This is a genomic window from Spirochaeta cellobiosiphila DSM 17781 (assembly GCF_000426705.1).
Taxonomy (GTDB): Bacteria; Spirochaetota; Spirochaetia; order DSM-17781; family DSM-17781; genus Spirochaeta_E; species Spirochaeta_E cellobiosiphila.
Window position 1 is genome coordinate 238,780 of sequence record NZ_KE384557.1, and the last position, 26,798, is coordinate 265,577.

The 26,798-nt window shown below is 38.7% G+C and carries 25 protein-coding genes; 18 read left to right on the top strand and 7 right to left on the bottom strand.

What is annotated here, in order from left to right; all coding sequences use genetic code 11:
- The first annotated feature begins 219 nt into the window (after positions 1-219).
- Together K345_RS22585 and K345_RS0116100 are read left to right on the top strand one after the other, a co-directional pair.
- The gene (locus tag K345_RS22585; RefSeq protein ID WP_053228401.1) at positions 220-2,628 is read left to right on the top strand and encodes an Imm51 family immunity protein; all 2,409 of its coding nucleotides are present in this window, start codon (positions 220-222) and stop codon (positions 2,626-2,628) included.
- Positions 2,629-2,691: 63 nt separating this feature from the next.
- A complete protein-coding gene (locus K345_RS0116100; protein ID WP_028975031.1) occupies positions 2,692-4,401 on the top strand; it encodes a bacteriohemerythrin in 1,710 nt (569 codons plus the stop codon).
- A 56-nt stretch (positions 4,402-4,457) separates the two neighbouring features.
- Here K345_RS0116100 and K345_RS22590 read toward each other — a convergent pair whose 3' ends face one another.
- Genes K345_RS22590 through K345_RS0116125 form a run of 5 tightly spaced genes read right to left on the bottom strand, consistent with a single transcriptional unit; the run spans position 4,458 to position 8,499 of the window.
- Positions 4,458-5,306, bottom strand: a complete 849-nt coding sequence (locus K345_RS22590; RefSeq protein WP_028975032.1) for an alpha/beta fold hydrolase — start codon at positions 5,304-5,306, stop codon at positions 4,458-4,460.
- Positions 5,307-5,366: 60 nt separating this feature from the next.
- A complete protein-coding gene (locus K345_RS0116110; RefSeq protein ID WP_028975033.1) occupies positions 5,367-5,606 on the bottom strand; it encodes a hypothetical protein in 240 nt (79 codons plus the stop codon).
- Between the two features lie 12 nt (positions 5,607-5,618).
- Entirely contained in the window at positions 5,619-6,584 is a 966-nt protein-coding gene (locus K345_RS0116115) for an ATP-binding cassette domain-containing protein (RefSeq protein ID WP_028975034.1), read from the bottom strand.
- Positions 6,581-7,279 (bottom strand): GTP-binding protein, encoded by a 699-nt coding sequence (locus K345_RS0116120; protein ID WP_028975035.1) that lies wholly within the window; start codon positions 7,277-7,279, stop codon positions 6,581-6,583. Before K345_RS0116120 ends, K345_RS0116115 begins: the two co-directional genes overlap by 4 nt.
- Complete coding sequence (locus K345_RS0116125) at positions 7,276-8,499, bottom strand: ABC transporter substrate-binding protein (protein WP_028975036.1); 1,224 nt, start codon at positions 8,497-8,499, stop codon at positions 7,276-7,278. The genes K345_RS0116120 and K345_RS0116125 overlap by 4 nt, the downstream gene beginning before the upstream one ends.
- Positions 8,500-8,683: 184 nt before the next feature.
- On the opposite strand from K345_RS0116125, the gene K345_RS0116130 reads away from it, so the two are divergent.
- From K345_RS0116130 to K345_RS0116145, 4 genes are read left to right on the top strand one after another with little or no spacing between them, the layout of a single operon-like run.
- Entirely contained in the window at positions 8,684-9,256 is a 573-nt protein-coding gene (locus tag K345_RS0116130; protein WP_028975037.1) for a hypothetical protein, read from the top strand.
- Positions 9,257-9,258: 2 nt separating this feature from the next.
- Positions 9,259-10,257 (top strand): hypothetical protein, encoded by a 999-nt coding sequence (locus K345_RS0116135; RefSeq protein WP_028975038.1) that lies wholly within the window; start codon positions 9,259-9,261, stop codon positions 10,255-10,257.
- Positions 10,258-10,297: 40 nt separating this feature from the next.
- On the top strand, positions 10,298-12,295 hold the full coding sequence (locus K345_RS0116140; protein ID WP_083963823.1) for an EAL domain-containing response regulator: 1,998 nt from the start codon (positions 10,298-10,300) through the stop codon (positions 12,293-12,295).
- A 9-nt stretch (positions 12,296-12,304) separates the two neighbouring features.
- The gene (locus tag K345_RS0116145; RefSeq protein WP_028975040.1) at positions 12,305-14,059 is read left to right on the top strand and encodes a sensor histidine kinase; all 1,755 of its coding nucleotides are present in this window, start codon (positions 12,305-12,307) and stop codon (positions 14,057-14,059) included.
- A gap of 3 nt (positions 14,060-14,062) precedes the next feature.
- Here the strand turns inward: K345_RS0116145 and era are convergent, their stop codons facing one another.
- Positions 14,063-14,941 carry a GTPase Era gene (era, locus tag K345_RS0116150; protein ID WP_028975041.1) on the bottom strand — a complete coding sequence of 293 codons (879 nt, stop codon included), beginning with the start codon at positions 14,939-14,941 and terminating at the stop codon, positions 14,063-14,065.
- 172 nt (positions 14,942-15,113) lie between these two features.
- Between era and K345_RS0116155 the strand changes: the two genes are divergently transcribed.
- Genes K345_RS0116155 through K345_RS0116210 form a run of 12 tightly spaced genes read left to right on the top strand, consistent with a single transcriptional unit; the run spans position 15,114 to position 26,547 of the window.
- Positions 15,114-15,707 carry an ATP-dependent Clp protease proteolytic subunit gene (locus K345_RS0116155; protein WP_028975042.1) on the top strand — a complete coding sequence of 198 codons (594 nt, stop codon included), beginning with the start codon at positions 15,114-15,116 and terminating at the stop codon, positions 15,705-15,707.
- Positions 15,707-16,651 (top strand): phosphoribosylaminoimidazolesuccinocarboxamide synthase, encoded by a 945-nt coding sequence (locus K345_RS0116160; RefSeq protein ID WP_028975043.1) that lies wholly within the window; start codon positions 15,707-15,709, stop codon positions 16,649-16,651. Before K345_RS0116155 ends, K345_RS0116160 begins: the two co-directional genes overlap by 1 nt.
- The gene (locus tag K345_RS0116165; protein ID WP_028975044.1) at positions 16,651-17,538 is read left to right on the top strand and encodes an endonuclease/exonuclease/phosphatase family protein; all 888 of its coding nucleotides are present in this window, start codon (positions 16,651-16,653) and stop codon (positions 17,536-17,538) included. Before K345_RS0116160 ends, K345_RS0116165 begins: the two co-directional genes overlap by 1 nt.
- 27 nt (positions 17,539-17,565) lie before the next feature.
- Positions 17,566-18,846, top strand: a complete 1,281-nt coding sequence (gene argJ / locus K345_RS0116170; RefSeq protein ID WP_037572816.1) for a bifunctional glutamate N-acetyltransferase/amino-acid acetyltransferase ArgJ — start codon at positions 17,566-17,568, stop codon at positions 18,844-18,846.
- 18 nt (positions 18,847-18,864) lie between these two features.
- Positions 18,865-19,851 carry an AAA family ATPase gene (locus K345_RS0116175; protein WP_028975046.1) on the top strand — a complete coding sequence of 329 codons (987 nt, stop codon included), beginning with the start codon at positions 18,865-18,867 and terminating at the stop codon, positions 19,849-19,851.
- Positions 19,851-20,729, top strand: coding sequence for a DUF58 domain-containing protein (locus K345_RS0116180; protein WP_245584636.1), 879 nt, complete (start codon positions 19,851-19,853; stop codon positions 20,727-20,729). Before K345_RS0116175 ends, K345_RS0116180 begins: the two co-directional genes overlap by 1 nt.
- Positions 20,726-21,580, top strand: coding sequence for a hypothetical protein (locus tag K345_RS0116185; RefSeq protein ID WP_028975048.1), 855 nt, complete (start codon positions 20,726-20,728; stop codon positions 21,578-21,580). The genes K345_RS0116180 and K345_RS0116185 overlap by 4 nt, the downstream gene beginning before the upstream one ends.
- Positions 21,581-22,582 carry a VWA domain-containing protein gene (locus tag K345_RS0116190; protein ID WP_028975049.1) on the top strand — a complete coding sequence of 334 codons (1,002 nt, stop codon included), beginning with the start codon at positions 21,581-21,583 and terminating at the stop codon, positions 22,580-22,582.
- Complete coding sequence (locus K345_RS0116195) at positions 22,579-23,568, top strand: vWA domain-containing protein (RefSeq protein ID WP_028975050.1); 990 nt, start codon at positions 22,579-22,581, stop codon at positions 23,566-23,568. The genes K345_RS0116190 and K345_RS0116195 overlap by 4 nt, the downstream gene beginning before the upstream one ends.
- Positions 23,550-24,134, top strand: coding sequence for a tetratricopeptide repeat protein (locus K345_RS22595; RefSeq protein WP_053228402.1), 585 nt, complete (start codon positions 23,550-23,552; stop codon positions 24,132-24,134). The genes K345_RS0116195 and K345_RS22595 overlap by 19 nt, the downstream gene beginning before the upstream one ends.
- Positions 24,107-26,077: a BatD family protein gene (locus tag K345_RS0116205; RefSeq protein WP_028975051.1), complete on the top strand. Its 1,971-nt coding sequence runs from the start codon at positions 24,107-24,109 to the stop codon at positions 26,075-26,077. The genes K345_RS22595 and K345_RS0116205 overlap by 28 nt, the downstream gene beginning before the upstream one ends.
- Positions 26,074-26,547, top strand: a complete 474-nt coding sequence (locus K345_RS0116210; RefSeq protein ID WP_028975052.1) for a Smr/MutS family protein — start codon at positions 26,074-26,076, stop codon at positions 26,545-26,547. The genes K345_RS0116205 and K345_RS0116210 overlap by 4 nt, the downstream gene beginning before the upstream one ends.
- Here K345_RS0116210 and infA read toward each other — a convergent pair whose 3' ends face one another.
- The gene (infA, locus tag K345_RS0116215) at positions 26,548-26,766 is read right to left on the bottom strand and encodes a translation initiation factor IF-1 (RefSeq protein WP_028975053.1); all 219 of its coding nucleotides are present in this window, start codon (positions 26,764-26,766) and stop codon (positions 26,548-26,550) included.
- Positions 26,767-26,798: the final 32 nt, after the last annotated feature.

Consider the following 26,798-nt stretch of genomic DNA (forward strand, 5'->3'; position numbering starts at 1 on the left):
TATCTAGTGACCTTTACCCCCTCTGGTGTATCAGTTTAAGAGCATACTCGGGTAGTGGGTGTATACCGTCCCTTCTCTTCACAAAAAGACTGATTTGCCTATGGTAATGAGTATGATTGAATAACAGATATAAAAAGTCCTTTTTTTACCCGTTTATTTGTGCCCACTGTGATAAAATCCTAGACCAGTTAAAAGTTCAGTAACAACAAGGAGACTGTGGTGTACAACAAGTTCATCAAAGAGGATAACTACAAGACCCTCTCTATTATGCAAGGTATATCATCAAGTGATGCTGATTTTATGAAGCTTGATGTTCTAATCAATCGCATACATGCAAATAGCGAATTCAGTGATCTGGAATATCAAAGTTATGATGAGGATTCTGCTCACTTAAATTTTGTGTACCGAGGGCAGAAGTTTAGCGCTGATATTCTCAGCGAAAAGCCCCAGTTCAATGAAATGCTTATCGTTAAACACGACCTAACTTCTATTGAGCATAAGCGACTGCAAAGTGCAGGCTTAGCCCTGACAGTAAAAATGCTTTTTGGTGAGGACAATCTTATGTCTTTTCACCTACAAGTTAAATTAATCTATACAATGCTTCCTAACATATGTGGAATCGTAGATCATGCTTCCTTTAGTATCTTATCAGGAAGATGGGTTCGTCTAACCTCACAATCTTCCATTCCTCCAGCTCCTAGTTATTTATATCGTATTCATGCTGTAAATGATGAGGATTCTGTTTGGCTTCATACTCATGGTTTGAACCGCTGTGGCAGTATAGAGTTAGAAATCATAGATGCTTTTCTAGAAGATAACTCTTATAGAACCCTTGGTACTTTGATGGAAATTCTAGCGACCAGGGCTATTGATGGTAATCTTAAGACTGAACCAGAAGAGCCTATACCTGTTGGAGCAGGTATTGTAGTCACTTGGAAAAAATGGGAGGAGGCTATCAAAGAGTTTGATGGTTTGGGAACAACTGATAAGGATAGGGATAGTCATAGATATCCTTCAGGTGTGCTCTATCTGTATATGGAAGAGGAAGGAACTAATAAAAAGCTCTTCTTCCACCCTAATCAAGCGGTTAAACACATACAGGATAATCCCCTCTTCTATCTTTCTAACAAAGAAACAAAGCGAATGTCTGATCTGGCCAAAGAACGTCTTGAGTATTTTAAAGCTCATTGTCTGATGGAAGGTAATAAGGGTTTAATTAAAGCGGGCTTACTAGTGGATGAGGAATATCAACAGGAGGATGAGGCTAATAAAGAACATCTGTGGTTTGAGATCACCGACCAAAGTGAAGGCCTGTTTAAAGGAATTCTGCTGAACCAACCTTATCATATTGCCGCTTTAAATGAAGGTGATGAACTTAATATCAAAGTTGACGATATAAGTGACTGGATCATTTATACCCAAGAGGAATCTATAACTCCTGATAGGGTTTACCTCTTGGAGCAGGATAAGGGCGTCCCTCAGAAATTCCTGGAAGACAGAGAGGCTCTTATAGCTCTTCTGGATGATTGGCATGACAAAAACCATCCTGACAAGGTTATTGAAATTTGTTCCCAACTGGAGAATCCTGATTATGAGATTGTCTCCAGCTATGCCAGAGCTTTAAATAACCTGGGGGATTTTCAAGGTGCCATTGATAAGCTTATGGAGGTGGAAGAGGAAGGCCTTAAGGATGCTCGATGGCATTATAAACTGGCCTATGCCTATGATTCCTTGAATGATCATGATAAATGTCTTGCTTGTTTAAATAAAGCCTTGGCCATAGATCCTCATTATGCTCCGATCTATATCCAAATGGGGTTCGTTCAGGACAAATATGGTCACTATCAGGAAGCTTATGATGCTATTCGAAAAGGTTTAGAGGTTGATGCTGACCAAGTTAACTATAGTGGTGATGAAAGGGAATACTTACGGGAATGTATGAAAGATTGGGAGAACAAGATCCACCATGAGGAACAGGTCAAGCTGTATCACTCGATGGTGGAACGGTTCGAACAAGCTGATTATACCGGGGTTATTTCCTGTTTCGAAGCGATTAGTGATCCCTATTATCAACAGGCCATGTTAACAGTTGAAGCTCATATCCATTTAGGAGCCTGGAAGGCCGCTTTCCGCCTGCTAAAGGAATGGGAAGAGTCAGGTAAAGGGAACAGTCAATGGCATTTCCTTATAGCCCAGGTCTATGAAGGTGAAGGATTGGATGCCAATGCTGTTGAATCTAGGCAAAAGGCCTTTGAGCTTAAAGAAAAGGAAGACAGTTATATACAAGTTCTGGAGTCTGATGACAATATCAGCCTCTGCTTTTATATTGAAAAAGACAAAATCATGGCTATTGGTAAAAAAATGGGTGAAATCAATGACCAGGCTTATATGAATGGGTATAACTGGGAAGCTTTCTTTAGGTATTACCTGGTAAAAGTGGATAAGGATTTAGCAGATAACATAGAGCATGATCCGGAAGCTGGTATGTATGCTGCTTATTTTACTCCTGATGAGAATGGTCAAAATCGTGCTAAACGTTTTGAGGCGATTATTACCGATTTGATTGAGAATGAAAACAAACTTTTCACTTTAATAGAAGTGGATGGTGACAAGATTGAATGGGATTAAAGTTCTTAGTATTTGAGTAACTTAGTCTTTCCAAACTATCTACCATAGAGTATAAGTTTCTTTATGAAAAACAAACAGAAACTTATACTCAGCATTCTTATTATAGAAGTGATCTCTCTTGGTGTGGCTCTACCATTACTAGGGGCCAGTCATTTAGCATTATGGGCCTTGATTAACGCCATTCCTCTCATCTGTATAAGTATATTTTATTATGTCTTTCTCTTCCGCCCTATGGATAAAGGGACAGCCCCTTCAGGATTTAAATCTTCAAATAAACTCTTTACCAAGATAAGTCAGGGATCAGAATCGTATGATAGCTTCAGACAGGATGTTAGACAAGCCACCCAACAGAATTATCAGGTAGGTGAGGCCCTTAGCATTAATACATTATCTTCCTTGGAGTTGGTTAAGGATATTACCGGCCAAATTGACTTGATGGAAGATGGGGTTAAAAACCTTGATGAAAATGTTACCCAGAACACCCAAGCTGTTAAAGATATCTTTAAAGCTATTCAAGAATTAGCCAGTCAGTTAGAACAGCAAAGCAAATCTCTTGAATCCTCTTCCTCAGCTGTAGAGGAAATGACCTCCTCATCGGATAATATTGCGCGTATCACAAAAAGCCGTAAGGATTTAACAGATTCTCTGGTTGATTTAACGAGAACAGGTGAACAAAGGTTAAATGAAACCATTCGCTTTGTAAAAGATATAGCTGGACAAACAGGGGATATATTACAGATGACTTCTGTGATTAATGATTTGGCTAGCAGAACGAATTTGCTGGCCATTAATGCTTCCATCGAGGCTGCCCATGCTGGAGAATCAGGTAAGGGATTTGGTGTTGTAGCTAATGAGATTCGTTCCCTGGCTATCAACTCAGCTCAGAATGCCAATAACATAACAGAAGTTCTTGAAGATATAGCTGATCGTATTAAGAATGCGGAAGACTCCAGTAGTCAAACTCTTAATACTTTTAAAGAGATCTCTGACAAAACCAGAGAAGTGGCCGCAGGCCTTAATGAAGTATCTGCAGGAATGGAAGAGCTGGTTGTCGGAGAAAGGGAAATTCTCAATTCTACTTCGGAACTCCTTAATTCTAGCAATACTATCAATTCTGTTAGTAGAGATATAAAGACTCAAACAGGGACTATAGAACAGACTATGGAAACGTTAAACCAAATATCTCATTCAACGAGTAGTCGTTTTAGGCAAGTCGTCCAAAGCACGGAAAAACTCAACAACCTATTTATGCAATTCTCTACTTATGTCAGTCAGAACTTGATTAATATGGATGATCTTGTTCGTAAGTATGGCAGAGGCAAGGTCCTTAAAGGCCAGGGGGCCGTAGATATTGGAATCAAATGGTCCACTACCTTATCTGTTCTGAATAATATAATTGATGAACAGCATCAAGGTTTATTCGATACTCTTAATAAATTCCTTAAGGGAATGTTAGAGGGAATGACGAAGGACCGGTTAGAAAAAGTAATAAGCGATCTAGGGGATTATGTGGTAAAACACTTCAATGATGAAGAGGATTTTCTTAAGAAGAATCACTACCCTGATCTACAGAAACACCATGAAATACACCAGCAGTATATTAAGAGAATGAATGAACTTATCCAAGAATTCCGTAATGATGGAGCTTCTCCTTCTTTAGCCGCAAAGGTTCAAAAGGACATTGGCTTAGGTCTTATCAGGCATATCTATCATGTTGATATGCGATATAAGGAATATTTTGTGGAACAAGGGATCTTTTCAGACCCCCATTAGGGTAAATATCTTGATTGATTCTTTATGGCTTCCCCCGAGAGGGAAGCCATCAGTTATTATTTGTAAAATCTACCAATTAACTTCTTGAAGTCTTCTGGATCCTGAATCCAGGGTAAGTGGCCGGCATTACTGAATTCATAATATTCCCCATTGGCAAGGCGTTCAATATTATCTTTTCTTGTCTTTCCATAGATGTCATAGGCTCCGTAAGTAATCATAAAAGGGATAGTCATGTTGATTATCTTTTGAACAATATCGTTGTAGTTTAGTTTCAACACTTCTTTTCTCGTTTTATTAATAGCTGCACTCCGAACTCCTTTTAGCCATTCCGTATCGACTTCAGGAGCTTCGCTAGGTTTTTTAAAATAATTTTTCCATACTTGGGCAAAAACCCGTTGGTAAGAACTATTATGTCCTAATGCTCCAAACAAAGAGTTCAAACCCAAGCGCAGCCATTCTATATTAGAGCACTGGCTTCTATTATGCTCCATTACTTCCCTTTCCATAAGCTGCCATATTGTACCTGTTCCAGAGGATGGACTGCATTGGAACAAGCTTTTTACACGTTTTGGTCGGGAGGATGTATAGATTAGTGCTAATAAACCTCCCCAGGAATGGCCAAAAACATGAACTTTATCCACGTTTAGAAAGTCGATAACAGCATCAATATCGCTTATATAATCCTTCATAGAATATTGATTGTTAATGGCTTTAGATTGGCCCACTCCTCTTTGATCAAATCGTACAGTCTTAAATTGGGGGGTGAGCATACGAGATACTTCTTCAAGATAATCAGGGACACCGGGGCCTCCATGCAGTAATAAGATGACTTCTGTACTATCTCCTTCAACAGTCATGGCCAGTTTTGATGTTGTTGTTTCTAACGTAAATTTATCGATGGTCATTAAGTTCTCCTACGAAGTATAACAACCTATATAGTAATAAAGATCACAAAAAAAATCATATTAATAATTTATTCCGGCTCTCACCACATTCTCTGCAGAATCAGCATGGCAGGGGGTAACCCCATATACTTGTCCACAGTCACAATGCGACTCAAAGGTTCTCATGATAAAGGATTGGCCGCAATGAGAACATTCCAGTACCAGGGGAATGGGTAAGTTTTGATCTGAGAAGCCCATCATTCTGATTTTATCAATGACCTGTGATCCTTCTTTAAATTGTCCTGTACATCCTTCATGCATTGTTCTAACTCCTTATTGTAATGTGTCACCAAGTCTGAGCTTGTGTCTTAATGTATTTAATCTTCTATCTATATCCTCCAATTCATCCAGGAGGGTTCTTTCTTCTGTTGTTGTGTTTATAACCTTATGGATACCACCATTTTTAATAACTATCCTTCTGTCCCCCAACAGGGCCAATACGGGATCATGGGTAGCCATTAGGATTATCTTGTCCTTTTTGATGAGAAGTTCTAGAGCTTTCTTCCTGTCAATGCCTGCATTCTCGATCTCATCGATAAGGATGACAGGAGATTGGCTTAAGATCGCCGTATCAGCGATCATAAGAGCTCGACTCTGACCTCCACTCAGGCTTGTAATTGGTGTATTAAGGGTAAAGGGTTCACCTGCCAGGGCTATCGCTTGTTCCCATATGTCTTGAACGACCTTATCCAGATCGTTTACAAGACGGCTTTCTCCATGGAGGCGCAGGAACTCTTCTACACTCATGTCCATAACAAAGTTCATATTTTGGGATAGTTGGGCCACCAGTTTATTGGATAGGGAGAAGCGCCATTTACTGTCAGGTATCTCCCCATTTATCATGATGCGTCTGGAAGTTGGTGTATCCCCCTGGGCTACCCATTCTATATCTCCCAGCAATCGGCTTTTACCAGAACCTGTAGGCCCTACCAAACAGGTAACTTCACCAGCTTTGAGTACTAATTTTTCAAAGGTTTCTGTCTCGCCTGCTTTATTTGTTCCGGGATAAATCGTTATGGATTGTACTTCTTCTTGATCTTCCTTAAGAAAAGATTCCATTTCCTGTAGGAAGTTGTGGAGCTTTTCCATAGTAGTAGGGGCGTCATGTCCTGATTGTTGAATTAGATCTTCCAGTATTAGGTTGTCATTGTCCTCTATACTAATGTCATGTTCTAGAAAGAAACTATCTATATAAGGATAGCGATCACGAATATCTACTAGTTTGGTCTTGTCTATCATTGGTTTGACTCCAGTTTGATTTTACGAACATTGCCCATTTGATAGGATTCGCCTATTCGGGTTTCTCCTAGACAGTAGGAACAGAGGGCACTGGGCATGCTAAAGCGTAACTTGTAGCCCTTTAGACTTGTGAGGGATTCCTTTTGGGAATAGAGAAGGGTGCCTAATTCATAACATCCCTGACCAGTTAAGCCATTTACATTAAGAATAATGGCTTTGGGATTAACCACCTGAACCCGGGCGGCAAAGACTTCCCTTTCTGCCTGGCTCACGATATCTCCCTTTGTGATGACAACAATATCCGCTGTCTTTAGCATGGGGCCTATCTTTTTAGGTGTGTTGATTCCACTTAGGTTGTCAATAACACAAATTGCTTTGATATCCTTTATATAGGGTGAGCATCGATTACAGAGTCCAGCAGATTCACTGACTAGAAGATCGTACTGTCCTTCAAGTCCCCAGTTAACTACATCTTCTATGTTGCTAATGAAGTAATGGTCTGGACAGAGAGAGCCTGATAAGCCTTTTCGTACGGGAATTCCTGCTTTCTGATAGAGAAGATCATCATCTGTATACAAACAATCGAATTTTACCACACCCGGTTTGATACCTTGCTTCTGGAGAGTTTCCAAGGTTTTGAGGATAACCGATGTTTTTCCCGAAGATGGGGGACCTGAGAAGGTGACAAGGTTCATGAGGCCCTCCCTGATGTCTTATTGAAATGTTCTGTACATAGTTCTATGGTTTCTGTCAAATCGTGGTCATAGATAAAATCCCATCCTACCCATTGAAATCCTTTTCCTTCTGGGATTTTGTTATCCACATGAGGATTCACGACAGGAAAATACCCTCGGTCTCTCATCAGTCTACCAACTTCTTCACTTTCAAAATACCTGATTATCTCCTTGAGCTTTGCTTCTTTCTTTCTTTTTCCAGCCACAAATATGGGGCTCAGAATCGCACCATCCTCAGGCCAAATCATTTCAAGAGCTGTACCGGGGAGTATCATCTTTGTGAAGAACCAGGGGAGTACTGTAACAGCCGGCTTCTCTGAGTGATTATTCTTAACCATTTGGGCTGGATGTAGAGAGGACAGTAGATTCCTTCCTAAAGCTTCAATACTTTGAGTCCCTTTCTTATGGTAGAGTGTAAGAATAACAGCATTAAATAGGTCAAGATCTTCAATGGGAAGACTAATCGAACCTGTAAATTCTTCAGATAGGAGTTCATCCCATGTACGGGGGGCTTTTCTATCTCCTAATTGCTGATGATCAACTAAGAATACTGCAGGGACACCGGCTATAATAGAGTAATTACCTCTAGAATCCTTTAAGTCCAATTCGTCAAAACAGGAGTTGAATTGCTTGAGGGAACTCATATCTTTAAAGGTCTTCTGGTCACGAAAACGACCTATGAGATCCTTATCGAAGAATAACTCAAATCCAGCAGAAATAAATAGATCGGGAATATCCTTTTCTTCCTGGGCTAGTTTGACTTCCTCTTCTAACCAGTTGATCCCTCCTGAGGCGGATTGGAGCCTATAGCTAATCTTTTCCTGAGTCTTTGATCCATATTCTTTAACGAAGGTTTCGAATCCTTCTATCAAAGGGATTTTGACTGGACAAGGGAGGACGCCTGCTACTTCCAGGGAAGCTTTTTTTGATGGGGATTGGTATATTTCTTTTTCATCTGAATTCTGTTTGATGACTTCATTTAGAAGTTCTGAGAAGACTTGTACATTCTTATTCTTCATCTTCATCGCTGCTTCAAAGCTTAATCGCGAGCCTAAGCTTTCGAGTTTGGAAGCCTCTTTAAATTGGGGATATCCATTGGCAATGAAGATATCTAAGGTCATAGGATACTGGCTTATGATCTGATGTACCGAATCGGTAATGCTAAAATATTCATTATTCATAGCCCTATCCTAGGGGAATTCCTATTTAGATTCTGTAACCAATGTTACGAAATAAGACTTTTTTTATATATATTTTTACGAAAACACTCTCTTAATTTGTGGGATTGATAAGTCCTGTTTGTGTAGAATCAAAGAATAGCCAAAACACTGTATTCGGGCTATGATATGACCTTACGGAGTGTTTATGCGATTAATTACTATTTCTGGTTTTGTTATTGTTTTATTGATGATTAGCGGGATGACTTTATTCGGCGATGATCATGATATAAGTTATAACACAGTTATTGTTACTGACCCATTATCCACTTTGTTATTAGGAACAGAAGAGAAAATTTTATATCTACCCATAAGTATCGAACACAGAATTATGAGTTCCGTATCTCTTCAGGCTGATTTTGCCTATATAAATACGCCAGAATTGCAGAAAGATGGGGGGAGTTATATTATAGATCTTATGGATGGAACAGAATCAAGTCATTATTTTAATTGGGGGACAGGTTTTAATTTGTACCCTTTAAGTCTTGATTTAGATGGTCTATCAGTTGGATTACGCTATTATGGTAAACTTATCTATAATAAAGATTTTACTAAACAGAGATATGTCAGTAATGGTGCCATTACTACAGGTTTTAATTTTGTTCTTGATAATGGTTTAACCTGGCGGGTGAGAGGTGGATGGCCCTTCATTGGAGACGGTGATATAAAATTCCTGGAATTAGGTTTGGGATATGCCATCGGAGTGAAGAAAGAAATCTGATTATGAAGAGCTTTATTTCTGTACTATTTATTATATGTATCCTTCCCCATTACTTATGGTCTGAAATAGTTGTGACAATTCAGAACGATAGTGATCGTCCTGTTCATGGTTTCTATGTTGATAAAGTGGTTGATAACCGTGATCATTCCCTACTGGGAGAGATTGATAACGGGCCTCTGTATAAGAAGGAAGACATATATCTGGATACAGATCTCAATCAGAGCCTAGGTTCTTATTTTAATTCTAATAGTGCCTATTTATATCCCATTACTATTTCTGTCAGGGAACTTAAAGTTAAGCTGATAAAACAAAATAGTCATTATCTTATCACCGGGGATATCATGATAGACTTTTTTAAGGATGGTTCTAAGTTATACACTTATTATACTCTTATAGAAAATGATACGTATAATGATGTAAAGATTGAGGTCTCTCAAATTATTAAAACTCTTCTTGATTTGAGTACAGAACAGCTTATAGCAAGTGAAAGCAGTCATTCAAATCAATATACTGATAGTGATTCCTCCCAATGGAAGCCTAAAACTCAAGACAAAAGCCTTATTATCCTCATAAATCCAGTAGCCACTTTCGTATTAGCATATGATGAGGCTGTTCATTACTTTCCTTTATTATTTGAAAAAAAACTCAATAAACGGATCGCTGTAAAATTCGGCTTGTCTTATTTTGATATTCCTGAAGATAGCCCTTCTTCGAGTGGGACCTTTTATGATGATTCTGATATTGGGACAAGATTTCTTGAATATGAAACTGGCTTATTGTTCTATCCTCTTACTAATTATCTCGAAGGCCTGGGACTAGGTTTTAACTATCGTGGTCAGTTCTCTTGGAATGGGGAGTATGACTCTGATGGATTCTTAACTGTTGATTATCATTTTACCTTTAGCAACAACATTACCGTTGGATCTCATGGTGATCTCTCTATTCTTGATGAGGGAAAAGCCATCTTCAGGGGTATCTATATTGGATATTCTTTTAATTAATTTTTTGCATTACAGATTCTGGCCCATTATCCTTTAAAGCATGATTGATATTAAGTTGATGATCGTAGAGGATGACGCCATTCTTCGATTGCACTTGGATCGGATTCTGGGCCGTGAAGTCAAGGAAGTGACAAGCTATCCCAAACCCTCTGAGGCCTTAACGGCTATAAATGATAACACTCCGGACCTAATAATTACAGATATTAAAATGCCCGGCATGGATGGCCTGTCCATGGTGCAGGTTATTAGAGAGACCTTTGGTGATATTCCTGTAATTGTGGCTTCTGCTTTTAGCCATCAGGATTATTTTTTAAGAGCTATTCGGGCCAAGGTAGATCATTTTATAATCAAACCTATTGATGTAGAAGTTCTTTTGGAATACATCAAGGAGATCTCCAACGAATTGGTGGTTAAACGCGAACGGGATGAACAAAAGAACCTATTAACTCAATACAAAAAGATTGTTGATAATAATTCCCTTGTGCTTATATCTAATAAGGATGGTGAAGTTGTTTATGTGAATAAGCAGTTTAGTAATTTAACTGGCTACTCGTATCAAGAATGGGTTAGTCAGAAGTCTGTCTTACCCCAAAGTCTCCTAGAAGATGAATTATTATATAAGGATCTGATAGCTCATATTCGTAAAGGTCAAATATGGAAGGGGATTCTTAAGGGTGCTACTAAGGATCATAATCCATTCTATGTAGATACCACCATATCTCCTTTACTAACCCCTGAAGAAGAAATAAACGAATATCTGGTTCTCATGTATGATGTTACAGAGCTAATCAATAGTCGAACAAGTTTGGAACGCAGTATTGTAACTGATACTTTGACAGGATTATCCAATCGGATTGAATTACAAAGGGATCTTGAAAAAAAAGAAGTATCTACTGTGATGCTTTTAAATGTCGATCGTTTTAAAAGTATTAATATTCTCTTTGGTATCCATTTTGGAGATAGCGTTTTACGTTATCTGGCTAATGCTATTAGTTCTGTTTCTACACAAGAGCATGTTGAGGTCTATCGTATTGCAGCGGATGAGTTTGTTCTTGTCAAAGAAGGAGATGACCAAGAGGGGATGGTTAGGGTTGCTACCCTCCTTAAGAAATATACAGAATCCCATCCTTTTTCTAAGGGGCAAGTGAGTTTTGAAGTAGATTTTAGCTTGGTCTATATGGTGTATAACAAAAAATATACACATCCTATTGAATCCATGCAAAATATTATGGAATCAGTAAAAAAGAGCCACAAATACTTGCAGTTCTACGATTATGAGCAGAATGCAGAGCGAAAGCATAGAGAAAACTTTCTCTGGACCCAAAAGATTAAGGAAGCCTTGCTGGATGATAGGATCAAAGTCTTCTTTCAACCCATATGTGATTTGAAAACAGGACAGATTCACAAATATGAGTCTCTTATTCGCATGATAGATAAAGATGGTCAAATCATTGCTCCCCAATCCTTTCTTCCTGCTGCCAAGATGTCGCGGTATTACAAGGATCTAACTTATAGAGTTATATCCTTAGCTTGTGCCACTTTTGCTGCCCGTGATGATACGTTTTCCATTAATTTGTCTATAGAGGATTTGCTTGATAAAGAGACCCTTCAATATCTGATTGATGCAGTCCACAAATATCACCTTCAAGATCGACTGATCGTGGAGATTCTTGAGTCAGAAGGGATAGATAACTTTGAGTTTATACAGAAAGTTCTTCTTTCTTTAAGTGCTGAAGGAATCCAAATCGCTATCGATGATTTTGGAAGAGGTTATTCCAACTTTTCCTATCTTGTTAACTTACCCATAAAGTATCTTAAAATTGATGGTTCTCTTATTAGTAATATAGTAGAGGACTATAGTGCCATGATTATAGTTCAATCAATCAGTATGTTTGCCAAGCAATTAGGGTTAACAACCATTGCTGAGTATGTATCTGATGATAAAATATTGGAAACCGTCAAACGTTTGAATATTGATTTTGCTCAAGGTTATGGTATATCTCCTCCTAAACCTGAGCTGTTGGCTCATTCTTTGTAGGAGTATTGGATGCGTAAGGTATATGCCCTCCTATTGATTATTGGCTTCATAGTATCAGTCATTTGTTTTTATTTGTTTGCTGTCTATAATTATCGATCGGGTATGAATAACATGCTTGGTGATATTGAGCAACAACATCAATTCATCAAAAAAGAGATAGAATTCCTCAAAGAAAAAGAGTCTAGTCTTATTAATATGTTGGCTTCTGATGAATATGTTCTAAGTGTTCTGGACAAGGGGACTACAGATTTTACAAGACATTTGTTTCTGGATTTGGTTCATAGCCAGGTTGAAATTATGCAACTAAGGCTTTTGTCTTCTAAAGGGATGGAGATTATTCGTGTTGACCGCCTTCGTAATGGTGACATTAAGATCATTCCTAATAATGAGCTCCAGAATAAATCCAACCGCTATTATTTCTTAGATTTTATGAATTTACCTCCTAATGTAACGGGATATTCCCCTTTAGACCTGAATGTGGAGCAGGGGATGATTGAATATCCTTTTAATCCGACTTTGAGAGTAGGTACCAGAATACAATCAACAGGAGGAAGGGAAGGGGTTATTGTTGTCAATCTATACATGGAAGAATGGATTAAACGTTTAACAAGCCTTCCTTCCTTTAAGTTTTATCTCTTGGATAAAGAGGGCTTTTATTTGATTCACCCCCAGTTAGATAAATCATGGTCACGATACAGACAAAAACAGTTTACTGCAGAGGAATATTGGAATCTTCCCCATTTGATGGAAACATTGCAGGATAATAAAGAATTAGTTTGGGTCAATAAGCATTTGGCTGGTATTCCTATAGATATTTTAAATCATAGATATTATGCCGTATATGAACTAGATAGAAATTACCTATCTTTGTTGTTTCGAAGTTTGGCTGAGTTTGCCTTTATTACTGTTCTCACCCTTATTCTTATTCTTGGACCTATTATTTTGATCCTTGTTAATACTTATCATCGACTTATATCGGAGCAGAAAGGACGTCAGGAAGATAGTATTATCATGCTCAAATCAAAGTTAGAAGCTCAGGGGGAAATGTTAGGAGCTATTGCTCATCAATGGCGTCAACCTCTTAATTCTATTGGGTTAATTATTCAGGATTTGTTTTCGGCCTATAGACATAACAGTCTGGGGCCTGATTTATTTATCACATCGAAAAAGGAAATCTTTGAACAACTTAATTTCCTGTCTGAGACTATTGATACGTTCCGTAATTTTTTCACTAAAGACATCTCTGTTCGTAAGGTAAACCTTTATGTACTGATTAATGAAATCCTTCATTTGTATCAGCCCCAACTAAAAGCCCGAGAAATAGAAACCAATGTTATTGTTCAAGGTTTGGCAGAAGATGTGGAATGGGAGAATAATCCTAATTTGGAGGTAATGACATTACCAGCAGATATAAAACAAATTGTCCTCATCTTTTTGTCCAATTCAAGAGATGCCATAAGTTCTATAAAAAGTGCCGATGAAAAACAGAGTTGCATTAATATTGAAATTAAAGTCAGTAACAGTTCTAGTTCTATAGCTTTCATCGATTGGGCTGGGGGCATTCCTGATTCTATAAAGGACAGGATCTTTGAACCTTATTTTACATCGAGAGAAATGGGTACCGGTCTTGGTTTATTTATCGCTCTAACCATGACCAAAAATAGATTAAAAGGCTCTCTGATTTATGAGAGCTTTGAAGATTCGGGATATAGGGGATCTAAATTTATTTTAGAAATTCCCAAGAATACCGAGTTAATTGATTAAGGCCTAACTCAATAAGTCTTTGACAAGATTATCCTTCCTACGCCATTTAGGATTCACTTTTACTCTTAAGTCCATATGGATACGTTGGGTAAATATTTTTCCCAGGGATTTTTGGCTGGATTGACGTATTTCCTTAATTTGTTTACCCCCTTTTCCTACAACAATACCTTTTTGGGATTCTTTTTCTACTTGAATAAAAGCACGTATCCACATAATGTTTTTTTCTTCGTCTATTTCAATATCACTTACTTCTATGTAGACCGAGTGAGGGAGTTCCTGGGATAGACGATTAATGGTTTCTTCCCGAATGATTTCGGCTATGCGGAATTCAGGCGTTTGATCTGTATAGTAATCTGGTGGGTATAAGTATTCTCCTTCCGGAGCTATATCAAATAATTGACCCATGAGTTCATCTAATCCTTTTTCTTTAGCGGCTGATACCTCAATAGTGTTTTGGATATTCTTGGACTCCAGCCATGTGTAGATCTCTTCTTTGGCAGATTTGGCTACATCCGATTTGTTTAAACAAAGTAATAGGGGAAGATTGGTTTTTAGAATCATAGATATTAACTCTTCCTCTTCTCTTCCTGGACTTCGGGTCATGTCTATGACATAAAGAATGAGATCCGCGTCTTCTACTAGGGTCGAGTCAACGACTTCCATCATGTATTGGTTGAATTTCTTTTCAGAGTTGTGATAACCCGGAGTATCAATAAAAACAATTTGTCCCTGTTCCTCCTTGGTTAATATTCCCCGTACTTTATTACGTGTTGTCTGGGGACTGGAGGAAGTAATACTAACCTTTTCACCAATGATCGCATTTAATAAGGTGGATTTCCCTGCTGAAGGGCGGCCTACTATGGCACAAAAACCGGATTTCACTTCTTAAACTCCTCGAAAATTTTATTCAACATAGAAGAAATAGCCAGTGTTTTCAACCATTCTTAGTTGATGATTCAGAAGAAAAAGACTAACTTATAGCAAGGCTGAATAAGTCTGTCCAGCTATAGGTCTGGTACTTATTGAATTATAATAATCCTTCAGGGAGTTTTGAATGAGATTTGAAGAAGAAAAAGATACGCAAAAAAAGGATCAGGAAAATAAAGATAATGTGATGGATAAAATGCTTAAAACAAGAACCATCCTACTATCTGGAGAGGTTAACAAAGAACTGGCTGAGAAAGTTATCCGTCAACTATTATTGCTGGAAGCAGATGGGGATGATCCCATTAAGGTATTTATTGATTCTCCTGGAGGAGATGTTGATGCTGGTTATGCGATCTTTGATATGATCAGATTTGTAAAACCAGAAGTCTATACAGTCGGAATGGGATTGGTAGCTAGTGCAGGTGCTTTGATCTTATTAGCCGCTCCCGCTGAAAGACGTTTAGGCCTTCCTAATAGTCATTACTTAATTCACCAACCATTGAGTGGTATTAGGGGGGTGGCTACAGAAATTGAAATCCATGCTAAGGAACTGGAAAAACTAAGAGCTAAATTGAATAAGCTCATATCAGATGAAACAGGCAAACCATTAGAACAAGTAGAAGTTGATACAGACAGAGACTTCTGGATGAGTGCTGATGAAGCCAAAGAATACAATTTGATTAATAAGATCGTTACAAATCGTAAGGATTTTGATTTCTAATGGACTCAAGTAAAACCATTCTTGATAAAACTTTCACCGGATATCAACCTGAGGATTTTGTAGATCCCAAGGTTCTTTATCAGGGGAAGGTAAGAGATGTGATAGACCTCGGTTCAGAACTGATTTTATCAGTTAGTGACCGAGTGTCCGCCTATGATTGTATTCTGGGTACTATACCTCTAAAAGGACAGATACTAAATCAAATGGCTCTATACTGGTTTGAACAAACCAAGGATATTCTACAGAATCATTTGATAGAATCTCTTAGTCCTCGTGCGGTGAGGGTTAAGAAATGTGAGGTTCTTCCTGTAGAAATCATTGTCAGATCCTATTTAACAGGATCTGCATGGAGAGATTATACGAAGGGTAAGGCTGTCTCAGGTATTAAGATACCAGAAGGATTCAAGGCTGATCAAAAGTTTGACAAACCGATTATTACTCCTTCCACAAAAGCAGAGCAAGGATTCCACGATGAGCCTATAAGTCGTGAGGAGATTATATCCCGGGGCTTGGTGTCAGAAAGCCTATGGCAGGATATAGAACAAAAAGCTTTGGCTTTGTTTCAACGAGGGACTGAACTGGCAGCAAAACAAGGTTTGATTCTTGTCGATACGAAGTATGAAATGGGATTGTATAATGGGGAATTGATTCTGGTAGACGAGATTCACACTCCTGATTCTAGTCGCTATTGGTTTGCCGATACTTATGAGTCATTGTTTGAGAAAGGTGAGAGCCAGAGAAAGCTTGATAAAGAATATCTACGTAAGTGGTTAGCTGATCAGGGTTTTATGGGCGACGGGAATCCTCCCGTCATTCCTGATGATGTTCGTTTGGAAGTGACTAATCGTTATAAAGAAGCTTTTGAACTACTGACAGGAAAAGAATTTTATCCGGAACAAGATGATATTGAAGTGGAGTTAAGTAAAATCAAGTCTTACCTTTAGTGGTTCGATATAAATTAATAATTGTTTTTACTTTTCTTATCTTCATATGTAGTTGCTCCCCTTCTTATGAGGGGAGTGTTGTTATACTCACATGGAATGTTAACAATCTATTCGATGACAGACTAAACCATACTGAATATTCAGAGTATGTTCCCGGATCGGGATGGAATACTTCTACTATGTTAGCTAAAGTTCGCTCCTTGCAAACTGCCTTAGCTACTTTAGATGGTTCTATTGATGTCTTATGTCTTCAAGAGGTCGAAACAGATATAGTAACAAATCTTCTTCGATGTTCTTCTCTGCAAGGTTATCCTTATCAAGTTTTTTTTAAGAATCATGATCAAGCCGTCGGATTGGCTGTAATTAGTCGTTTTCCTATTATAAAGCAGAATCAATGTCAAATCATACATCCAAAACAGGCCCTTCGTTCCATACAGAAAGTTAGAATAGCCTTGTCATCGGAAGATGAATTACTTATTTACAATAACCATTGGAAAAGTGCCTTAGGCCATATTCAGGACAATAAAACCTATCGTTTACTATCTGCAGATTTATTATTAGAAGACAGTAGGCAGGAAAAGGAAGCAACTATTGTCATTGCTGTGGGAGATCTTAATGAAGATAGTTCTGGTGCCGCATATCAGTTATTAGAATCGGGAAACTTCTTTGAAGAACCTCCTGGACGTCTTGGAATTGGTAGTTACTACTACCATAAGGAATGGGAATGGATTGATCATATATTTGTTTCAAAACAGTTCAATAGGAAGACTGAGATCGTAGAATATCGCATTGTGAATGAACAACCTTTTAGTGATTGGAGGGGATATCCCTCTCCTAGTGATCATTTTCCTGTATTAATCAAAATAAACGCTGGCTTGCAGAAATAGTCCTGCTGATATATAAAGAAGTGGACTATGAAACTCTATCAATCAACAGACGACTATTGGAATGACCTAGGAGAACGAAGTCAGCTTCCTGAGGGTTTTCAAACTGCTGTTACCCAGTTGAAGTTCATTCCTAAAGAAATGGTAACTAATGAACCCTTACCTATGAATCTTAACTTGATTCTATTAGATGAAGCCAGTACTGGATTTGCTGCTGTCTTTACTCAGAATGCCTTTCCTGGCTATCCCGTAATCATTGGGCGCAGACGCTTAAAAGAATCCACTGCTATACGGGGAATATTAATTAATAATAAAATTGCTAATGTTCTCTGTGCAGAAGGAGAGGAAAAGGCAAATACCTTATGCCGGGAGATAGCGCAATTAACAGGAGCTTCTGAAGAACAGTTCTTTCCTTCTTCAACAGGAATCATTGGCTGGGAACTCCCGTGCGATGACATTAAAAGGGCTCTTCCTTCTTTAGTAAAATCATTATCCAGGAAGGATGCTCGCTCTTTAGCGAAAGGTATTATGACTACTGATAGTTATCCCAAGGTTAGAAGTCTTTGTTATGGGAACTGTCGAATTACTGCTGTTGCCAAAGGTGCAGGTATGATTGAACCAAACATGGCTACTATGCTTTGTTTTATCATGACTGACGCTAATCATAGCAAAGAAGAATTACAGCAATGTCTACAGGACGCTGTAGGGGATAGTTTTAATTCTATTAGTGTAGATTCTGATCAGAGCACGAGTGATTCTGTGATAATCCTGTCATCTCAAAAGAAAAAAAGTAACCTTCAGGATTTTAAAGAGTGTTTAAATCGGCTATGCAAGGATTTGGCGCAAGATATTGTACGTAATGGTGAAGGGACTTCTCATGTGATAGAGTTAACCGTACAGGAAGCTTCCCACTTTGATATGGCAAAAGCCTTAGGAAAGAATGTTATTAATTCTCCTTTAGTTAAGACAGCTATTTATGGTAATGATCCGAATGTGGGGCGTATTGTGTCTTCCTTAGGTGATTGTGCTGGTAATGCCGGATTCCTTTTAGATGCTCAAAAGCTGACAATTAAAATTGGTGATATAACTGTGTATTCCCAGGGGAGTTTTCAGTTGACCCCGGACAAAGAAAAAGCTTTGAATCAGTATCTTAGGGATTGCTCGTATGATGAGCATTCTTTGGGTTATCCCCAGCATGATAAAAAGGTAGAAATATTGGTAAAATTGGGATTGGGTATCCACACAGCAACCGTGACCGGATCTGATTTAAGCCATCAATATATAAATGAAAATGCCGATTATCGGTCCTAATTCGAATGAGGATATCAAATGGATAAAAGAGAACAGGAACGACAGTTATTAGAAGCAACCAAATTGCTTAATGAGGTTCGTGAAGAAATGTCACGAAGAGTTATAGGACAGGACCGCATGATTGATGGTTTGTTAATGGGAATTATTGCTGGGGGCCATGTCTTGATTGAAGGTGTCCCGGGTTTAGCAAAAACTTTAGCCGTAAAAACCTTTAGTGAAGTGATGGACGCTGGTTTTAAACGTATTCAGTTTACTCCTGACCTTCTTCCAGCCGATTTAATCGGTACTATGATCTTTAAGCAGCAAACGGGTGAGTTTATTCCCCGTAAAGGTCCTATTTTCAGTAATGTGATATTAGCTGATGAGATCAATAGAGCTCCTGCTAAGGTTCAATCGGCTTTATTAGAAGCGATGCAGGAAGGGCAGGTCACAATTGGTGAAAATACTTTTAAACTCCCCAGTCCTTTCTTTGTACTAGCGACGCAAAACCCCATTGAACAAGAAGGTACTTATCAGTTACCTGAGGCTCAATTAGATCGTTTTATATTAAAATTACGTATTGAATATCCCTCTCATCAGGAAGAATTGGAAATACTCCGTATGGTAGTGGATGAGCCTGCTATTCCTCCCAGGGTTAAGAAAGTCCTTAACAGCAGTACTTTAGCATCTATCAAGGAAGCCGTTAAGAATGTTACCGTTGATGAGCGTATAGAAGCTTATATTGTGTCCATAATTGCAGCTACAAGAGAGAAAGATCGCAAGCAATATCCCTTTGCCCGCTTCCTGGAGTTTGGCGCTTCTCCCAGAGCCACCATTTATTTGTACCGTTGTGCAAGGATTCGAGCTGTATTTGAGGGCCGAACCTATGTTTTACCTGAAGATGTCAAAGCCGTATCTTATGATGTTTTGCGTCACCGAATTGTTTTAAGTTATGAAGCCGAAGCGGAAGGAATGTCACCGGATGATGTCATCACACATCTATTGTCTGCTGTATCGGTACCCTAATGGAAATAGATAGTCAAAGCATCCTTCAAAGAGTAAAAAATCTTGAATTGACTTCCCGTAAATTAGTGGATAGTCTTTTTGCTGGTAACTACCGTTCAGTTTTCAAGGGACCAGGATTGGAGTTCAATGAAGTTCGAGGCTATGTTCCAGGAGATGATGTTAGGTTCCTGGATTGGAATGTGTCCAGTAGAATGGGGAGTCCTTATACTAAGACGTATCGCGAAGAACGGGAGATGGTTCTTAACCTTGTACTAGATTTGTCTGCCAGTCTTAATTCCGGTTCCGGGAAACAAAGTAGAAGGGATGTGTCTGCTTTAATCTTTAGTTTGTTATCATATTCGGCTGTTGCCAACAATGACCGTGTTGGGGCTATTTTCTTTTCTGATAAAGTAGAAAGCTGGGTTCCTCCTTTAAAAGGGAAAAAACACATTAGCCGATTGATACAGGAATGTTTGTCCATGTCTTCCTCTGGTAAAGGAACAGATCTTGCTTTAGCCTTGCGAACTAGTATTGAAACTATGAAGCGTCGTGGGATAGTTGTTATTATCTCTGATTTCAAGACTACTGGTTATTGGCGGGAATTGACCTTACTGGCTCGTAAACATGATGTTATTGCTATTAGAATCACTGATCCTATAGAAGAAGATTTTCCTCCAGTAGGAGCTGTTTCTTTGGTCGACCCTGAATCTGGTCATTCCTTATTCAGTTGGGGCCGAAACAGAAAGTTCTGTAAGGAATACCATGATTATTGGGCTCTTAACACAATAAACTGGCAGAGAGAATGTCGAAAGCGCCGTGTTGATACAATGATTCTATCAACAGCCGATGATCCTGCACAAAAGCTCATCCAATTCTTTGAACACCGGAGATCTAAGTGAGAAAAGTATTCGTTGGGTGTCTATTCCTATGGGCTTGTTTGGGCGCTTTTGGTCAGGATTTAAATATCATTCGAAGCTATTTTTCCCCTTCTCAATATTATGTGGGAGATGAAGCCACCTTACATTTGGAAATCCTGAAGAAGGAGGATGTAATCCTTTCTCCGGTAGTCGATATTCCCAAACATCCCTGGATCAATATTCGTGATGTTTTATTCAGTGAGGATGAAGACAGCTACAGGATTCAGATTAAATTTGTTTCCTATAATACAGGTAGCCAAACTTTGCCGGATATTACTATCGGTGGCCTTACTCTGAAAGGTCTCAAAATTTATACAGAAAGCTTAGTTGATAATAACAACTCATCCATATCGGAACCGAAGGGGAATTTACTGGTTCCAGGCACAAGAACTTTCATAATTGCTGTTGTCTTTGTGATAATTCTTGTTCCTTTATTGTTCTTAGGTTTGATTCAACGTCTGTATCTCTTCTTTAAGAACAGTTTCCTTCTGTATAAGCATAAGAAAATCTATCGGAAACTTCAAAGTCAATTGGATTTACTTCGACGGGATATTGCTGTGTTAGAGGATGCGCCCTTCTATGATGGTTTATTACAGGCCATTAGGGTTTACCTGCAAGATAGGCTTCAAGTTCCTTTATCATCAGCAACGACTGCTGAATTGGATTATTACATAGGTGATCGCATAGGGTTTCGTTATAAGACCTTCATTAGTGATTTATTTAGGTATGGGGATATGGTAAAGTTTGCCCATCATCCTGCTCCCCTTGGAGACCGACGTAATCACCTTGAAGGGGTTGATTCTCTAGTTCAGTCTTTGGAGGCAGATGAATAAATGCTCATTTTTGAACGACCACTGGCTCTCTTTCTTTTTATTGCTTATTTCATTGCCATTTATCTAAGGTATCTATGGCCCCATAGGGGGGGACGCTTGATATATCCCTTCCATCCTTGGAAAGGACATATTACCTTATCAAAAAATATTTTTATGTCTGGAACAAAATTAATCATTGATCTGTGTTTTTGGATAGGTATGGCTTCTTTAATTGTGACTTTGGCTGGTCCTGTTAAAACAGATCGTGAAAAGGTATATCTCTCCCAAGGTGTTGATATCATGATTGTTCTTGATGAAAGCCCCAGTATGGCCGGAAAAGATTTTCCTCCTGTTAATCGTTTTGAAGCAGCAAGGCAGACTATAAGAGAGTTCTTGTTAACAAGAGAAAATGATTCCTTTGGGCTTGTGAGTTTTGGTAAGAATGCTGCTTTACGTATACCTCCCACAAGGGATTATGATTTGTTTAAAGAGAGATTAAATAGCTTGCAAATCATGGATCTAGGTGATGGTTCTGCTCTTGGTATGGGCATTGCACTCGCGGCACTACACCTGGAAAATACTTCTGGTTCAAATAAGGTTATCATTTTATTAACAGATGGAGCTAATAATGCGGGTATTATTCAACCGGAAACGGCTGCTGAGATCGCAGGTCGATCGGGAGTTAGAATATATACCATTGGTATTGGCACAGAAGGGGAAATCCCTATTGAGTTTACTAATCCCAAAACAGGGACTCTGATAAGCGCCTATAGCCGTGAAGGTTACGATGAGGACTTACTGAAAAAGCTTGCCAATATTACTGGCGGAGAATACTTTAAGGCTGCCTCCCCTGGAACCCTAAACGCTATCTTTAAAGCCATTGATTCTGTGGAAACCATACAAAAACGAGTTAAAACTAAGGTTCATAGAGAGACTCTTCATAGGCAGTTTTTAATTACTGCCTTACTACTTCTTGGACTTTACCAGCTAGGCTCCTTAATAGTTCTCAAGGAGATTCTATGATTTTTATCTATCCTGAAAGTCTATGGTATCTATTCATTATTCCTGTATTGATCCTACTTTTTGTTGTTAATTACTACTTTGGTAAGAAGTCTTTAATACAACTGATGGGGATGTGGCGTTCTCCCTCCTATGGAGAGTTGTATTTTATCAAAAAATCTCTGCGTGCCTTAACTTTTACTTTAGGTCTTGTTTTTATCATTTTAGGGTTAGCTGAACATCCTATGGGGCAACAAACAATAGAAGAAGAACGGCAAGGTGTGGAAATTGCTTTTGTTGTAGACTTATCAAGATCCATGCTGGTGGAAGATGTTGGCTCTTCCCGTTTAGATAAGAGTCGTCAATTGATTCAGGGGATCATGAACCAGTTTCCTGATTATGAATATAGTCTGACTGGATTTAAGGGGACAGGGTCCTTATTTATTCCTATGACAGAGGACAAATCCATTTTTAGTAGTCTCTTGGGGCAGCTATCAACGGATCTGATTACCACACCTGGTACAAATATTGAAGAGGGATTAGAAAAGGGTATCCAGTCATTTCCTGCCGGTCGTGATACTTATCGTGGCTTAGTCCTTTTTTCTGATGGAGAAGAGTTGTCAGGTAAATTAACGAGAGTTGTTAAAGATATTAAAGCCAAAGGGGTAGAAGTATTTGTTGTAGGAATTGGATCCCAAGAGGGCGGATATGTTCCGGATGACAGTGGTGATTATGTTACGGATAGAACTGGTGATCGTGTTAAAAGTATGCTAGTGAGTTCCAATTTAATATCTCTCGCCAGGGATGCTGAGGGAGAATATGTATCCGGTAAAGATATTGTCGTTTCTCAGGAATTAAGTAAGGCTCTAAACTTGGAAGATTCTGTTCAAGTAGCCAAAGGGGTTAGATTAGTCCAACGTTCCAGTTATCCCCTCTATGTCAGCCTAAGTCTACTTTGCTTTTTATTATTCTTACTAACAGGAGTGATTCGATGGAAAAACTTGTTTTAAGTCTGTTGGTTTGTGTCCTCTTTGTGAGCTGTGGTCCAGTAAAAACTGGTTGGGATGTCCTTATTGGTAATTATGACTTTAATCGGGGTAAGTACCAAGAAGCGATTCTCAAATACAATGATGCTATGGACGATGGAGATTTGGCTCCCTGGATATCCTATAATCTTGGAAATGTTTATTTTGCTCTAGGGGAAGGAGAGACCTCTTTGGATCTTTGGAACACTGTGGATAGTGATAATGAAATACAGTTACAATTTGTCGCTCATTTTAATAAGGGTGTTTATTTGTATGAGACAGGATTATATCAAAAGGCCTACGAGGAATTTCGTGCTGCTCTCGTACTTAATCCCTCTGATTTAGGGACAAAAAGGAATTTGGAATTGAGTCTTGATAAATCACAGGTAAACAAAAATATGGGAAGCGGAAGTAGTTCTGGACAGTCTCAATCCTTTGAAGGAGGAGATACCCATCCTATGATGGATTTTCTAAAACAGTTAGAAATAACCGATTGGTCTGAAAATGAGAAGGGGGATGTTAAATGGGACGAAAACGTTCAGGATTGGTAATATTTGCTCTTCTTATGTTAGGCCCTTGTTTATGGTCTATAGATTTTGATTATAATTTTAATGAAACAACCTTGGTCGTTGGTGAGCGTCTAAAGCTAGAGCTGACAATCCCCCATGACAAGGCTTCTGATATCATTGCTGATGAACCACCCACTCCAGACGGGCTTAGGTTGTACTATGGTCCTGACATGCGTCCTCGTACTAGGACTGATGAAAAAGGCGAGTTGGAAAAGTATGTTCTCATTGTTTATGAATACAGAACTACTAAGAAAGGTGTTATAAATTTAGGTACTTTTCATTTCCATTTACGTGAAGGGGGTGAGGAATTTTCAACAACCCCAGAAGAGTTTATTTTGTTGGATAGGGACGAACGGAATTTATCTTATCCTATTGATGCTCAATGGGTATTGCCTGATGGGCGATATTACGAGAATCAATCCATTCCTGTTACACTGGAAGTGACCGGTGCCGGCCAAATGGCTTTTCCCACCAAAATCGATGTAAGTTCTCCTACAGGTGCTGTCTTTCAGGATATATCAGCATACAGTGGTATCCAGACTATTCGTCATAAACGGGGACAGGCCTATAACATTCCTGCTGCCACTTACATGCTTAATCCTACTCGGTCTGGGCAAATACTATTAGACAGAGCCCGTGTTGATATCTTAGGAGTGAGACGAACAACCGATAGGGTTGTATTGAATATTCTTCCTCTCCCCAGTCAAGTAGCCAATACCAGAGCCATTGGGCGTTTTGAACAAGAGTATGAATTAGCAACACCAGAAATATCAGAGGGTGGGGAAATCCTTCTTACCATAGCTATCAAAGGGACTGGAAATCTGTATGGTCTGCTTCCTCCTACTATCGATACGGATCTAACCTCTCTTGGGGTAGAAGATTCCATTCAGGTAAATCCAAGTAGTGAGGGCTATAAGGGTATAAGAACCTTTCATTACCGATTCTTGGGAGATTCTACTGGACAACATCATTTACAGATACCTGCTTATTCCGTATTGAATCCACAAACAGGAAGAGTTTATAATTTAGCATCCCATAATCTAGTTGTTGATGTTACTCATGCTGATATAGAAGAATCTAAGGAAGTTCCAGATTATTCATTGATTGCTAAAGAAGAGTTGTCGAATTTTCAAGAATCAAAATTATATGCAAATCCTTTCCAGCATTTATGGATTTTACCGGGTATATTTTGTTTTGTTTTATTGGCTTTTACCAAAAAAAGGGGAAAATCTGTCATGACCCTTGCTATTATCTTCTTGATATCGGCAGGTATTCCTAAGGACTTTCCTGATTCCAGTGATGCCTACAATGCCTGGATGGATGGGGATTATGAAATGGCTTCAGTCCTATTTTCTACTTATGCTGATCAAACTCAGAATGCTGCTTTCTACTACAATGCGGGTGTATCCTACTTAAAAGAGAATAAAGTAGGAGAGGGGCTTTATGCTCTAAGAAAAGCAATCCGTATTAAGCCTATGAATCTTATATTCCGAGATACTCTCAAAGACTGGGAAGATTATTTTAATTATCCGAAGTCTGTTAATCCTGCTTTTATGATACATGGCAATGTCTTCTATTTTGTTCTTATTTTATCTATTAACTTAGTCTTGATATTTGCCGGTTTATTTGTGCGGTACAAAAAAGGGAGTCAATTTTTTGTAGCTATATTATTTGCAATGACTTTAGTTGTTAGTGGAACAGGTTTGATCTACACTTTGTGGTATAACAGTTTATCTCAGGGGATTGTGATGGAAGCTGATAGTCCTATAGTGAAAGTTCCCAGTGATAAAGCAAGCGAATGGATGACTTTAGTGGAAGGAACAAGTTTTCAGATAAAAGGGCTTTCTAATAATTATTACCTTATTAGAACATCCTATGGGCTTGAAGGTTGGATATTAAAGGATAGAATTAGGATCTTGTCATGAGTAAGAATAGTGATTTTGGTGATATCTTGGACCAGTGGATTAAGACTTCTACTAGTCAAAAGCCAGTACTACCTACTAAGAATAGTAAAACAAAAAAAGCTGCCAAACATGAACAAATGATGGATTGGATCGATAGAAATCCTATACATGACAAAGACGCGGGACTCACTCCTCAAGTGAGAAATACCTCGCCCCATCCTGAGAAATGGAAAGTTGAGGATGTAATTGATCTTCATGGATATACTGCCAAAGAGGCGGAAGCAAAGCTTGCTAAATTCCTATTACGTTCCAAACGTAAAGGATACCGTAAAGTCTATATCATACATGGAAAAGGGAAACATTCTCAGGAAGAGGGCGTACTTAAAGATATGGTACGGCGGTATTTAGAAAAGTCGACCCTTATTGGTAAGACCGGGCATCCCCCCAATAAAGATGGGGGAACTGGTGTTACCTGGGCTGCACTTCGTTAATTAACGCTCTCTGTAGATGATTCTTCCTCTAGTTAAGTCGTAAGGTGATAAAGCAACCTTTACTTTATCGCCAGGAACAATCCGAATATAGTGTTTTCTCATCTTACCAGATAAATGGGCAAGGATAAGGTGTCCGTTCTTAAGTTCTACACGGAACATGGTGTTGGGAAGAGATTCATTAACAATCCCTTCTACTTCTATTGCTTCTTCTTTAGCCACAGATCCTCCAAATAGTTTATTAAAAGCATAGT